Genomic DNA, 13,536 nt, shown 5'->3' with positions numbered 1-13,536 from the left:
GTCGGGGTAAGGGGATTCGAACTCCTGACATCCTGCTCCCAAAGCAGGCGCGCTACCGGACTGCGCTATACCCCGGTTTGAAATTGGCTCCGTGACCAGGACTCGAACCTGGGACCCAATGATTAACAGTCATTTGCTCTACCGACTGAGCTATCACGGAACTACATATTTCAATTTACAACTGTGAAGCTTTACTGCGTTCTCTTCAACCCGTTTGCATCGCTGCGTTCGTGTGTCTGAGGCGCGCTATTCTACAATCTCTACAACCTCTGTCAACCCCCTAAATTGCTTTCAAGTTAATGATTTGCAACTTATTTTCGATTCCTGCTTGGGGAGCAGAAACCCTGGCGGGTGACTTACTGCGGGGCGCACTTTACAAGCCTTTTCCTTAGAGTTCAACAGCCTAGATGAAAAAAAGGCCTCGCAATGCGAGGCCTCTTCAATTTTGCCGCCGATCTGGATCAGACGAAGACGATTTCGTCGTTCTCCACCACGCCATGGGCCGTGTCTCCCGGCATGAATCGACCGGAAAGGATCAACTGCGCCAGCGGGTTCTCGATCCAGCGCTGGATCGCTCGCTTGAGCGGCCGTGCGCCGTATACCGGGTCGTAACCCACCGCGATCAGCTTGTCCATGGCTTCTGGGCTCAGTTCCAGCTTCAGCTCCCGCTCGGTCAGGCGACTGCGCAGGCGACCCAGCTGGATCTCGGTAATGCCGGCGATCTGATCCCGCGCCAAAGGCTCGAAGATCACCACTTCGTCGACACGGTTGATGAACTCCGGACGGAAGTGAGTGGAAATCGCGTCCATCACTGCCGCACGCTGCGCCTCGCGATCACCCACCAGCTCCTGGATCTGCACCGACCCCAGGTTGGAGGTCATGACGATCACGGTGTTCTTGAAGTCCACCGTACGGCCATGGCTGTCGGTCAGGCGACCATCTTCCAGCACCTGGAGCAAGATGTTGAACACGTCCGGGTGCGCCTTCTCGACTTCATCCATGAGGATCACCGAGTAAGGCTTGCGGCGCACCGCCTCGGTCAGGTAACCGCCCTCTTCATAACCGACGTAGCCCGGTGGCGCACCGATCAGGCGAGCCACGGAATGTTTCTCCATGAACTCGGACATGTCGATCCGCACCATCGCCTCTTCGGTATCAAAGAGGAATTCGGCCAGCGCCTTGCACAGCTCGGTTTTACCGACACCGGTCGGGCCGAGGAACATGAAAGAGCCGCTCGGGCGATTAGGGTCGGACAACCCGGCACGGGAACGCCGAACCGCGTTGGAAACCGCCACCACCGCTTCATCCTGGCCGATCACACGTTGGTGCAACAGGCTTTCCATCTTCATCAGTTTTTCGCGCTCGCCCTCGAGCATTTTCGACACGGGAATGCCGGTCCATTTCGACACGACTTCAGCAATTTCCTCTTCGGTCACCTTGCTGCGCAGCAGCTGGTTCTCGGGTTTGCCATGCTGGTCGACCATTTGCAGGCTGCGTTCCAGGTCCGGGATCACCCCATACTGCAATTCGGCCATGCGGTTCAGGTCGCCTTTGCGGCGGGCTGCTTCCAGCTCCTGACGTGACTGTTCGATCTTCTGCTGGATCTGCGCCGAACCCTGCACCTCAGCTTTTTCCGAGTTCCAGATTTCTTCGAGATCCGAGTACTCACGCTCGTGACGGGCAATTTCTTCCTGGAGTTTTTCCAGGCGTTTTTTCGCCGCATCGTCGCTTTCTTTCTTCAGCGCCTGGGATTCCACCTTCAGCTGAATCAAACGGCGCTCCAGGCGGTCCAGCACCTCCGGCTTGGAGTCGATCTCCATGCGGATGCGGCTGGCGGCCTCGTCGATCAGGTCGATGGCCTTGTCCGGCAATTGCCGGTCAGTGATGTAGCGATGGCTGAGCTTGGCCGCCGCAATGATCGCGCCGTCGGTGATCGCCACCTTGTGGTGGACCTCGTAGCGCTCCTTCAGGCCACGCAGGATGGCGATGGTGTCTTCTTCGCTCGGCTCGTCCACCAGCACTTTCTGGAAGCGTCGCTCCAGGGCGGCGTCCTTCTCGATGTATTGGCGGTACTCGTTGAGCGTGGTCGCACCGACGCAGTGCAACTCACCGCGTGCCAGGGCCGGCTTGAGCATATTGCCTGCATCCATCGAGCCCTCGCCTTTACCGGCACCGACCATGGTGTGCAGCTCGTCGATGAACAGAATGATCTGCCCTTCCTGCTTCGACAGCTCGTTGAGCAACGCCTTCAGGCGCTCTTCGAACTCGCCACGGTATTTGGCACCGGCGATCAGCGCCCCCATGTCCAGGGACAGCAGGCGCTTGCCCCTGAGGCCATCAGGCACCTCACCGTTGATGATGCGCTGGGCCAGGCCTTCGGCGATGGCGGTTTTACCGACGCCTGGCTCACCGATCAGCACCGGGTTGTTCTTGGTGCGACGTTGCAGGACCTGGATCGTGCGGCGAATTTCATCGTCACGGCCGATCACCGGATCAAGCTTGCCCTCCTCGGCACGCTTGGTCAGGTCGACGGTGTACTTGTCCAGTGCCTGACGCGCTTCCTCGTGGTTGGGGTCATTGACCGCCTCGCCACCACGCAGGTTGTTGATCGCATTTTCCAGGGCTTTCTTGCTCACGCCCTGGCCGAGCAAAAGCTTGCCGAGCTTGCTGTTCTCGTCCATGGCGGCGAGCAGCACCAGCTCACTGGAAATGAACTGGTCGCCCTTCTGCTGGGCCAGGCGATCGGCTTGATTGAGCAGGCGCGCCAGATCCTGCGACATGTTCACGTCGCCGGTGGGATTCTGGATTTTCGGCAGCTGGTCGAGCTCTTTGGTCAGCTCTTTACGCAAGCTGTTGACATCGAAGCCCACCTGCATCAGCAGGGGCTTGATCGAGCCACCCTGTTGTTCGAGCAGGGCTTGCATCAAATGCGCCGGTTCAATGGCCGGATGATCGAGACCGACAGCCAGGGATTGGGCGTCGGACAAGGCTAACTGCAATTTGCTGGTTAAACGGTCTATACGCATGGGTCACCTTCCTTTTGAGCAGGTCGGACCTATAAAACATCCTGAATGAAGAAACCTGCCAGATACCACAATAGATGCGGTCGATTCTGGGAGTTTCAAGCGTTGTGATGTTGATGCAGGTCAGAGAAGTCTAGCCTGGTGCCCTGCCTCGCAAATACGTTCCTCTTTTGACGAGTGGCTGTTGCTGTCAGGCAAGGCGCCGCGACGAGTCATAGCCCGCTATGGCGAGGAGCGGCAACGCAGCATGACGGCAACAGACGCCGTCAAAAAGGAACAGTATTTGTGAGACAGGGCACTTGAAGCCAGATCAGGGAGGCAAAGCGGCCGGTGCGCGACGCACGGCGATAAGAAAAGAAGCGCGGATCGGTAACGGTACAGAAACCGCCACCATAGATTGCCGTTACACCACGAGCCGCCAGACGCAAACGCGCCAGCATATAGATGTCGGCCATGAACTTGCCGGGGTTTTGGCTTGGCACAAATGCCTGGGCGGCTTCGGGCAATTGCCCGACGAAGGTTTCGCGCACTTCCGGGCCGACTTCAAACGCTTGCGGGCCAATGGCCGGGCCGAGCCAGACCAGGACCTCGGCAGGCGCAACAGCCAGACTGTCGAGCGTGGCTTCCAGCACACCGGCCGCCAGCCCGCGCCAACCGGCATGGGCTGCGGCAACGCGGGTACCGGCACGGTCGCAAAAAAGCGCAGGCAGGCAGTCGGCAGTCATCGCCGCACAGGCAATGCCCGGCGTTGAAGTCCAACTGGCGTCAGCAGTCATCACCCGGCTCGGGTCCGCATGGGCCACGACGATGCCGTGAACCTGCTGCAACCAGGCCGGTTGAATGGAGAAGTGATCAGTAAGGCGACTGCGATTTTCGGCGACAGCTTCGGGGCTGTCGTCGACATGATCGCCAAGATTGAGGCTGTCGAACGGCGCCAGGCTGACGCCGCCCGCACGGGTGGTCACACAGGCTTTGACCCCGGCCGGCGCGGGCCAGTCAGGAATCAGCCAGTCACTCATCCGACAAACGCCTCGCGATCTTGCTTGAGCAGGGTCAGCAACCAGACAAAGTCTTCCGGCAGCGGCGATTCCCAGCTCATACGGACACCGGTCGTCGGATGGTCCAGCTCCAGGAACCGTGCATGCAGTGCCTGACGCGGGAAGTTCTTCAACGATTCAACCATGGTCGGGTTGGCTGCCGGCGGAATCCGGAAACGACCGCCATAGGCAGGGTCTCCGACCAACGGGAAGTTGATGTGCGCCATGTGCACGCGAATCTGGTGCGTACGACCGGTCTCCAGCTTCACCCGCACGTGGGTGTGGGAGCGGAAACGCTCGAGCACGCGGTAATGGCTGACGGCCTGCTTGCCACCTTCCATCACGGCCATGCGCTGGCGTTGCTGGCCATGGCGACCAATGGGCGCGTTGATCTTGCCACCCGCCGTCACCACGCCGATCACGATGCACTCGTAGATCCGGCTGACGCTGCGACTCTGCAACTGTGTCACCAGCTGCGTCTGCGCCTGGATGGTCTTGGCCACCACCATCAGGCCGGTGGTGTCCTTGTCCAGGCGATGCACGATCCCGGCGCGGGGCACATTGATGATGTCCGGCACGTGATGCAGCAAGGCGTTGAGCAAGGTGCCATCAGCGTGGCCAGCAGCCGGGTGAACCACCAGGCCCGCGGGCTTGTTGATCACCAGGATGTCGTCGTCTTCGTAGACGATGTCCAGCTCGATGTCTTGAGCGATCCATTCGCCCTGAGCTTCCTGCTCGGCGGTGAGTTCAAGAATGGCGCCACCGTGAACGATGTCTCGCGGGCGGATAACCGCCCCATCCACAGTCAGGCGGCCGTCTTTGATCCAGGCGGAAAGGCGCGAGCGCGAGTGCTCAGCGAATAGTTGTGCGGCGACTTGATCGAGGCGTTGGCCGCCCAATTCGGACGGCACCTCTGCGCGAAGTTCAATTTTATCGGACATGCTCGGACTGGGCGTCGGCACAGCCTTTGGTTTCGGCTGCGCGCTTGTGGTTAAATACGGCGTCTTTTGCCCCGAGGCTATTCAACGGGGCGCTCATCATAACAGGACGGCCTCGCCCAAGACAGCGGCCGTCATAGGGACGCAAGCCGCCATGCAAGTGAAACACCTGCTGCTGATCGCCATCCTCGCATTGACCGCTGCTTGCTCTTCGAAGGAAGTCGTAGACGAAAACCTGAGCGAAGTCGAGTTGTACCAACAGGCTCAAGCCGATCTGGACAATAATAGCTACACCAGCGCCACTGCCAAGCTGAAGGCTCTGGAATCGCGCTATCCGTTCGGCCGCTATGCCGACCAGGCTCAGCTGGAACTGATCTACGCCAACTACAAGAACGCCGAACCGGAAGCCGCCAAGGCAGCTGCCGAGCGCTTCATTCGCCTGCACCCACAGCATCCGAATGTCGATTACGCCTACTACCTCAAGGGCCTGACTTCTTTTGACCAGGACGTTGGCCTGCTGTCGCGTTTCCTGCCGCTGGACATGACCAAGCGTGACCCGGGTGCCGCCCGCGACTCCTACAACGAGTTCGCCCAGCTGACCAGCCGCTTCCCCAACAGCCGTTACGCGCCGGATGCCAAGCAGCGCATGATCTACCTGCGCAACCTGCTGGCAGCCTACGAAATCCACGTGGCCGACTACTATCTGACCCGCCAGGCCTATGTGGCTGCCGCGAACCGTGGCCGCTACGTGGTGGAAAACTTTCAGGAAACCCCTGCAGTCGGTGACGGCCTGGCAGTGATGACCGAGGCCTACCAGCGCCTGCACCTGGACGACCTGGCGGCCACCAGCCTCGAAACCCTGAAGCTCAACTACCCGAACCACCCAAGCCTGGTGGACGGTCAGTTCGTGCCATCGGTTGCCGAAGCCGACAACCGTTCGTGGCTGAGCAAGGCTACCCTGGGCCTGATCGAATCCCGTCCACCGCTGCCACCGGGAGAAACCCGCGCCAACCAGGACGTGCAGAAGCAGTTCCAGGACGCCAAGGACGCGATTCCCAACGAGCTCAAGCCTAAAGACAGCAGCGGCGATGTGATCGAGGAAGAGGACCACGAGGCAGAGGGCAACAACGAAGACCGCTCGTGGTTCAGCTACATGACCTTCGGCGTGTTCGACTGATACGACCGACGGTGCAGGAAGGGAGACTCTCGAGTCTCCCTTTTTTATTGCGCCGTTTTTATCCAGCGCGAATACGCTGTGCGCCTGCCATGTCCTTGGCTAAACTGGCGGTTCATCCGTCATATAGCAGCTCACCATGCTTCGTTTATTATTCTGGATCGCCGTGATTGCCGCCGCTGTGTGGTTCTGGCGCAAGTACAAGGGCCAGGCGTCTGCACCCAAGTCCTCCGCCGAGCTGGAAGCAGCCCCCATGGTCCGCTGCGCCCATTGCGGCGTGCACCTGCCCCGCGATCGTGCACTGCGCCTTCAACAACAGTGGTATTGCAGCCAGGCTCACCTGGAGCAAGGCCCCGGTCCTAGTGATCGCTGAGACGTCCAGTCCCGGCGAAAAACAGGCCCAGCGACTGCTGCGTCTCTATCACCTCTACCGTTTAAGCATCGGCATCACCTTGGTATTGCTGATTTCCAGCAACCTGGACAACCGCTTGCTTACGGCCGCCAATGACGACCTGCTGCGCAGTGGCAGCTGGTTGTACCTGGTGCTGAATATCCTGCTGGCAGTCTTCTTCCAGAGCACCCGACGCCCGACGCAACTGCTCAGCCTGGCTCTGGTCGACGTCCTGCTGCTTTGCGGGTTGTTCTACGCCGCTGGCGGAGTGGCCAGCGCTATTGGCAACTTGCTGATCGTCTCGGTGGCCATCAGCAATACCTTGTTGCGAAAACGCATCGGCTTGCTCATTGCCGCCATCAGCACACTTGGCATCCTGGGTTCGAGCTTCCTGCTGAATGTCAGCCATCGTGCCAATCCCAACGATTATTTGCAGGTCGGCACGCTTGGCGTGCTGTGTTTTGCCGCGGCGCTGCTGGTACAGGGCCTGATCCGACGACTGGAAGTCAGCGAAACCCTGGTGCAACAGAAGGCCAGCGAAGTGGTTGGCCTGGAAGCCCTCAATGCACTGATCCTGCAACGCATGCGTACTGGCATCCTGGTGCTTGATGACCAATGGCGCGTGCAACTGGCCAATCATGGCGCCTTGACCCTGCTGGGCTGCGAGCGCCTCGAAGGCCAACGAATTGACGAACATGCACCTGCCCTGGTCGAGCGCCTGCAACTGTGGATCAACAATCCGACGCTGCGCCCGCAAAGCCTGAAAATCGCCCGTAGCGGCCTTGAACTACAGCCAAGCTTCATCGCCCTGTCCTCCAGCCCACACCGCCAGACCCTGGTCTTTCTCGAAGACCTCGCACAGATCACCCAGCAGGCTCACCAACTGAAGCTCGCCGCCCTGGGTCGCCTGACCGCCGGTATTGCCCATGAAATCCGCAATCCGTTGGGCGCCATCAGTCACGCCGCGCAGCTATTGCGAGAATCGGAGGAACTGAATGCCGCGGACCGGCGTCTGACGCAGATTATTCAAGACCACTCTCAGCGCATGAATCGGGTTATCGAAAACGTCCTGCAATTGTCCCGCCACCAGCAAACCGCGACCCAACGACTCGACCTGAGGCCTTGGCTGGAACAGTTCGTGGCGGCAACCCGCGACCAGGCGAGCGAGCACCAGAAAATCCATCTGCGTATTGCGCCCGGTGACTTCGAGACCTTGATGGACCCGAACCAGCTGGAGCAGATTCTCGACAACCTGATAGGCAATGCCTGGCGCCATAGCGCCCTGGACCACGACCCGGCGCAGGTCTGGCTTGAATTGTTCACCGATCCCGAAAGCCAGCTTCCGGTCCTCGAAATCCTCGACGACGGCCCCGGAGTGGCCCCGGATCATCAAGCACAACTGTTTGAGCCCTTCTTCACCACCAGCCAACAGGGCACTGGCCTGGGGCTATACCTGTCACGTGAGCTGTGCGAGAGCAACCAGGCTCGCCTGGACTTCAAACCACGCCAAGGCGGCTGCTTTCGCATCACCTTTGCTCACGGACGCAAACAAGGTTGAACATGAGCCCACGGAAAAAAGTTCTGGTCGTCGACGACGAACCGGACATCCGCGAACTCCTGGAAATCACCCTGGGACGGATGAAACTCGACACTTACAGTGCCCGTAACGTTGGCGAGGCCTTGGCCCTGCTCCAGCGCGAGACGTTCGACCTGTGCCTGACCGACATGCGCCTGCCGGATGGCAGCGGTCTTGAGCTGGTGCAACACATCCAGCAACGCTATCCACAGATTCCGGTGGCCATGATCACCGCCTATGGCAACCTCGATACGGCGATCAATGCGCTGAAGGCCGGCGCTTTCGACTTCCTGACCAAGCCGGTGGACCTGACCCGCTTGCGGAAACTGGTCACCAGTGCCTTGCTGTTACCCGCCCCTGGGACCACCATCGATCGCCGCTTGCTAGGCGACTCGCCGCCCATGCGCAATCTGCGCCAGCAGATCGACAAGCTGGCCCGCAGCCAGGCTCCGGTGTACATCAGTGGCGAGTCCGGCAGTGGCAAGGAACTGGTCGCCCGCCTGATTCATGAGCGAGGACCACGGGCCAACCAGCCCTTTGTCCCGGTCAATTGCGGCGCGATTCCGACGGAGCTGATGGAAAGCGAGTTTTTCGGCCATCGAAAAGGCAGCTTCAGCGGCGCCATCGAGGACAAGCCCGGATTGTTCCAGGCGGCCCACGGCGGCACCCTGTTTCTCGACGAAGTGGCAGACCTGCCTCTGCCCATGCAGGTCAAACTGCTGCGGGCGATCCAGGAGAAAGCCGTACGCAGCGTCGGTGGGCAACAGGAGAGGGTAGTTGATGTGCGCATACTGTGCGCCACCCACAAAGACCTTGGCGCCGAAGTCGCCGGCGAACGTTTTCGCCAGGATCTGTACTACCGCCTGAACGTGATCGAACTACGCGTGCCACCGTTGCGCGAACGCCGTGACGACATCGAGCCGCTGGCCTGCCATGTGCTCAAGCGCCTGGCTGCAGACACCGGGCAGCCCGCGGCAAAACTCCACCCCAATGCCCTCGACGCCCTGAAAAGCTACCGTTTTCCGGGCAATGTGCGGGAGCTGGAGAATATGCTCGAACGCGCTCACACCTTATGCGAAAACAACCGGATCGAGGCCAGCGACCTGCGCCTGGCCGAGGGCAACTGCTCCGCCGAAGGGGGCGTGCCGGACCTCACGCAGATCGATAACCTGGAGGAGTACCTGGAAAACGTTGAGCGCCAACTGCTTCTCCAGGCCCTGGAAGAGACCCGCTGGAACCGCACGGCGGCGGCTCAGCGGTTGAATTTGTCGTTTCGGTCGATGCGCTACAGGCTGAAGAAATTAGGGTTGGATTGAGGGCCTCTTCGCGAGCAGGCTCGCTCCCACAGTTGATCGCATTCCATTGTGGGAGCAAGCCTGCTCGCGAAGGCCATCTGACAGACGCCAATCTTTCCAGGTTAGATCCGCCCGACCGGCGCATAGGGAGCCGGATCGATGATCGGGGCCCGTCCCAACATCACATCAGCGAACAACTGACAGGACGCCGGCGCCAGTACCAGCCCGTTACGGTAGTGCCCGCAATTGAGCCATAGGCCATCGAACCCCGGCACCCGGCCAATGTAGGGAATGCCCTCCGGCGAACCTGGCCGCAATCCTGCCCAATGTCCCACCACCTCGGCGTCGGCCAACGCCGGGATCAATTCCACGGCCGAAGCCTTGAGGCTCTCGAGTGCCGACTCGGTAGGCGTCTTATCGTAGCCTTCATGCTCCAGGGTGCTGCCAATCAGGATGTGCCCATCGCGCCGCGGTATTGCATAACGCCCTTTGGCCAGCACCATGCTCGGCAGGAAATCCGCCGCGCACTTGTAGAGGATCATCTGTCCTTTCACCGGTTCGACCGGCAGCTCAAGGCCCAGGCTCTTGAGCAAGTCGCCGCTCCAGGCGCCAGCGGTAAGAACCACTTGATCGCCATGAATCGCACCGGCGGAGGTCTGCACACCGACTATTTTTTCGTCTTGGGCAATAAACCCGCTGACTTCGCATTGCTCATGAATCGTCACGTTCGCCAGCGCCTGCAATGCCGCCTTGAGCGACTTAACCAGCCGTGGGTTGCGCACATTGGCGACGTTGGCCATGTAGATCGCTCGGGAAAAGCCGCCACCGAGCACCGGCACCGCATCGTGGGCCACCGAGATATCCACAGCCCGCAGTGGCCGGCCCTCGCTCGCGGCCCAGGCCAGCGCCTCGGCTTCATCGTCCAGGTCCAGCCAATACAGGCCCGTGGTATGCACCTCGGGATCGATCCCGGTAGCAGCGAACAAGCGCTCGCCCAGCTGTGGATAAAAATCCTGGGACCAATGCGCCAGCGCGGTAACCGCAGGGCTGTAGCGCCATGGATAGAGCGGAGAAACGATGCCGCCGCCCGCCCAGGACGATTCCTGGCCAACGCTCGACCGGTCCAGCAGCACCACGCTCTGCACCTGGGACGCGAGATTGAATGCCGTCAGCAGGCCGATTACCCCACCACCGACGATCACCACTTGCTGTTGCCTGGTCATGTTCTGATCCAACCATTAAATAGACAAAGGCGCAAAGGGCGCCCGAAAAGGAAACTCAGCGACCCCAGCAATCCTTGGTGGTCAGGCCGGCCGTGGCATTGACCATCGCGCGCGTCCCCGTATTGGTGATGGTGAAATCACCGCACTTGTCATTGGCCATGCTGGTGCCAGGCTTGCGCACCGCCGTCAGCAAGAAGGTCTGGTCGGTCAGAGTCGGCGTGATGGTGTAGTAGTCATTTCCGGCGCTGAGACCCGGGACACCGCTATAGACGTTTTTCTGTGAATAGAAACGCTCAAGGATCTGCGCCTGCTCGGAAAGCAGACCGGCCACTTCGGTGCGGCGCCCCTTATTGAGGTATTCGGTGAAGCTCGGCATAGCGATGGTCATGACAATCCCGATGATCGCAATCACGATCATGATTTCGATCAGGGTAAAACCGCGGTTGGATCTGTGCATGCCTCAACTCTCGCTTACTGTATTTGTCGCCACATGATGCGACGGCTGCCGCCGCCGGATTTTTCCACCAGCGTGGAGATACCGCCACTGGAATCGTTCACGATCTTGCGCGTCGCGCCATTGACGATGGCGTTCAAAGTCGGAATGCCGCCGGTAAAGACCACGCCGCTGGACAGCGTGTCGGTGCTGTCGATCACTGCGTCGCCGTTACTGTCGAGCACCGCGTAATTGAGCATCTTACCGCTGAACGCATCGAGTTCGACCAGTTTGCCGCTACCAGAGCTGGCGCAAGGTAGCGTGGTATCCACGCTTGCCGTGGTGAAGACGATCCGCCCGAGCACCAGGCTGGCCTGGTTGAGCACCCGCTCACCGGTCAGCGTGCTGTTATACAGCAGCGGCAAGTACCAGCCCTTTTTCGCCGGGTAGGTCACCTCGTTCTGGCTGGTAGTGATCAACTGCCCCGAACTTCCCGAAAGCACCCCGGTCACGGCCTGAGCCTGCAGACTGGCGGTGGTGATTTGTCCGGAGCCCCCGTTCGCGTCCCACACCGCGTAGAACGCCTGCAGGTCCTTGTTGGTCTTGTCTGCCGCCTCGTTGAGTTTTCCAGTGCCGAAAAACACCAACTTGCCACCCAGGGCGTTGTCCGCCAGCAATGGCTGCGCGGTGATTGGCTGGGTAGCGCCACCGGCTGTGGTAAACAACGGCTGGCCGGCAAATGCCAGGCCCCAGGCATCCGGGGTGGTGCCACTCAGGTCAAACTTCCAGAGCCGTCCCTTTAGATCGCCGCCATAGGCTGCCTGCACCACGTTCTGCGAGTTCACCTTGAGTTTCACCGAAGACAAGCCGTTAGTGGTTTCGCTGCTGTCGATCACGACTTTCCTGATCAGGCTGCCGTCACGAATGTCCACCACGTACAACGCCGCTACCCCTGAATTGCTGCCGTAGCCGTTGGCAATGAACGCCGCCCACCGCCCATCCGCCAAGCGTGCCACCTCCGGACGGGCGTAGGCATAACCCAGGTCATTGAACGCGTTCGCCGCACTGGCAGTGACCGGCGCGCTGATTTCCCACAAGGCCTTCATGACATTGCCCGCCGACGCGTCGAACAACTGCAGCGCATAGAAGGTTCGCCCGCCCGCCCCCGTTCCGCCCAGTGCGAGGGTTTTCCAGGCACTGTTGAGCTGAGCATCGAACACGCCCACCTGCCCATCCACCAGAAACTTGTGGCTGACACCGTTGATGTAGGCGTTATCGGCGATGTAACGCAAAGACGGCAGTACGCTGGAGGGCATGTAGGCGTAGCGCCGGGCACCGTTGCCGGTATTGATGACGCTGACGAAACCATCGTTGGCGTTGACCACCAGACTCGCACTCATGTTGACCGCCTTGATCGCCAGGTAAGCGCTATAGCCGGTGTCCCCCGACAAGTCCGATGCGGTTTGATCCGAAGGTGCCGCCAGGACCAGCGGTGAGTTGATGATATCGCCCAGCAACACACTGCGCGCCTTCAGGCCAGCCTTGTTGGTGCCCTTGCTCCACTCCACCAGATCGCTGCCCGTGATATCGCCGGGCAAGCCCTGGTTGAGAACGGCTTGCTGGGTCGTGGAAAAATTGGCGAAGGCCAATGGCACGACGCTGTTGCTCTGGTTGTTCCATGATTGATAGGTCGGTGCCGTAGCGCCCGGCACGATGGTGTTATCGGTGGACCACAGCACCGACGCGGTGTTGACCGCGCCACTGGCGGTGAGGCCGTAGGCCTTGATCGTGCCACGCCAGTCCTTGGGGTCGTAGCGGGTCTGGAAATAGCGGGTGGCGCTGGCGACACCACTGCCGCCGGAGCCGGCGGCGCACAACAAGGGTGAATCCGAGGGCGTGAAGGCACCGGCGGGAGCTGCCAGGAACAAGGCGCAAAAGACCCCGCTCAACAATCTCCACCGCTGCGTGCGGTTATCAATATTTCGCATAAATGCTCTCCACCACACTGCGTGAGCTGCCCGCAATGCCCACGGCGGTGACCCGGTACAAGGTCACCGAGGTGTTACTCGGCACGTTCACCGCGGCCAGGCTGGTGCCAATGTTCTGCACGCCATAGAAGCCGGCGCCCGACGCGATCCAGGTCACCCCCGAGGTGGAGTTGAACCCGGCCGACTTGAGAGTCGTCGATTCGGCAGGCGGTGCGCACCGGAACGTGCCGCTGCACACCGGCAACGAATAAGTGTCGAGCTGAACCGCGCTTTCGCCTACGCGCAACACCGCTTCGGCAGCCTGGAATGACTGGTTGCGCAAGCTCAGGCTACCGGCCATTTTTTCCTGCAGCGTGGCGTTTTGCATCGACGAGATGCCGATCAGCGTCAGCAGTAACAGGAACACCAGGCTGACCAGCAGCGCCATGCCGCGCTGGCAACCAGGGGACACACGCATC

Annotated in this window: 10 protein-coding genes, 2 tRNA genes and 1 pseudogene; 4 read left to right on the top strand and 9 right to left on the bottom strand. The window is 60.4% G+C overall.

Annotated features, from left to right (window positions below; translation table 11 throughout):
• Position 1: 1 nt before the first annotated feature.
• From AC3WWR_RS14270 to rluD, 5 genes are all read right to left on the bottom strand, one after another.
• Positions 2 to 75: transfer RNA gene (locus AC3WWR_RS14270), tRNA-Pro, on the bottom strand.
• Positions 76 to 84: 9 nt separating this feature from the next.
• Positions 85 to 160: transfer RNA gene (locus AC3WWR_RS14265), tRNA-Asn, on the bottom strand.
• A 301-nt stretch (positions 161 to 461) separates the two neighbouring features.
• A complete protein-coding gene (clpB, locus tag AC3WWR_RS14260; RefSeq protein WP_033040376.1) occupies positions 462 to 3,026 on the bottom strand; it encodes an ATP-dependent chaperone ClpB in 2,565 nt (854 codons plus the stop codon).
• 263 nt (positions 3,027 to 3,289) lie between these two features.
• The gene (gene pgeF, locus AC3WWR_RS14255) at positions 3,290 to 4,042 is read right to left on the bottom strand and encodes a peptidoglycan editing factor PgeF (RefSeq protein WP_492598809.1); all 753 of its coding nucleotides are present in this window, start codon (positions 4,040 to 4,042) and stop codon (positions 3,290 to 3,292) included.
• The gene (gene rluD, locus AC3WWR_RS14250) at positions 4,039 to 5,001 is read right to left on the bottom strand and encodes a 23S rRNA pseudouridine(1911/1915/1917) synthase RluD (RefSeq protein WP_033040377.1); all 963 of its coding nucleotides are present in this window, start codon (positions 4,999 to 5,001) and stop codon (positions 4,039 to 4,041) included. Before rluD ends, pgeF begins: the two co-directional genes overlap by 4 nt.
• 151 nt (positions 5,002 to 5,152) lie before the next feature.
• On the opposite strand from rluD, the gene AC3WWR_RS14245 reads away from it, so the two are divergent.
• The 4 genes from AC3WWR_RS14245 (at position 5,153) to AC3WWR_RS14230 (ending at position 9,455) form a co-directional block, all read left to right on the top strand.
• A complete protein-coding gene (locus AC3WWR_RS14245) occupies positions 5,153 to 6,175 on the top strand; it encodes an outer membrane protein assembly factor BamD (protein ID WP_020798627.1) in 1,023 nt (340 codons plus the stop codon).
• A 136-nt stretch (positions 6,176 to 6,311) separates the two neighbouring features.
• Positions 6,312 to 6,545: a PP0621 family protein gene (locus tag AC3WWR_RS14240; RefSeq protein ID WP_033040380.1), complete on the top strand. Its 234-nt coding sequence runs from the start codon at positions 6,312 to 6,314 to the stop codon at positions 6,543 to 6,545.
• Positions 6,535 to 8,121 carry a sensor histidine kinase gene (locus tag AC3WWR_RS14235; RefSeq protein WP_083349767.1) on the top strand — a complete coding sequence of 529 codons (1,587 nt, stop codon included), beginning with the start codon at positions 6,535 to 6,537 and terminating at the stop codon, positions 8,119 to 8,121. The genes AC3WWR_RS14240 and AC3WWR_RS14235 overlap by 11 nt, the downstream gene beginning before the upstream one ends.
• Before the next feature lie 2 nt (positions 8,122 to 8,123).
• A complete protein-coding gene (locus AC3WWR_RS14230) occupies positions 8,124 to 9,455 on the top strand; it encodes a sigma-54-dependent transcriptional regulator (RefSeq protein WP_492598808.1) in 1,332 nt (443 codons plus the stop codon).
• A gap of 101 nt (positions 9,456 to 9,556) precedes the next feature.
• Here AC3WWR_RS14230 and thiO read toward each other — a convergent pair whose 3' ends face one another.
• From thiO to AC3WWR_RS14210, 4 genes and pseudogenes are all read right to left on the bottom strand, one after another.
• On the bottom strand, positions 9,557 to 10,657 hold the full coding sequence (gene thiO / locus AC3WWR_RS14225) for a glycine oxidase ThiO (RefSeq protein WP_492598807.1): 1,101 nt from the start codon (positions 10,655 to 10,657) through the stop codon (positions 9,557 to 9,559).
• A gap of 55 nt (positions 10,658 to 10,712) precedes the next feature.
• Positions 10,713 to 11,114, bottom strand: a complete 402-nt coding sequence (locus AC3WWR_RS14220) for a type IV pilin protein (RefSeq protein ID WP_033040385.1) — start codon at positions 11,112 to 11,114, stop codon at positions 10,713 to 10,715.
• A gap of 14 nt (positions 11,115 to 11,128) precedes the next feature.
• Positions 11,129 to 12,961: pseudogene (locus AC3WWR_RS14215) on the bottom strand (pilus assembly protein); the annotation flags it as partial.
• A gap of 103 nt (positions 12,962 to 13,064) precedes the next feature.
• Complete coding sequence (locus AC3WWR_RS14210) at positions 13,065 to 13,535, bottom strand: pilus assembly PilX family protein (RefSeq protein ID WP_083349768.1); 471 nt, start codon at positions 13,533 to 13,535, stop codon at positions 13,065 to 13,067.
• Position 13,536 lies beyond the last annotated feature (1 nt).

The organism is Pseudomonas sp. EB271-G4-1 (assembly GCF_058791355.1).
Note: the sequence above shows the minus strand (reverse complement) of the source record. Positions and strands in the feature narration are given on the sequence as shown.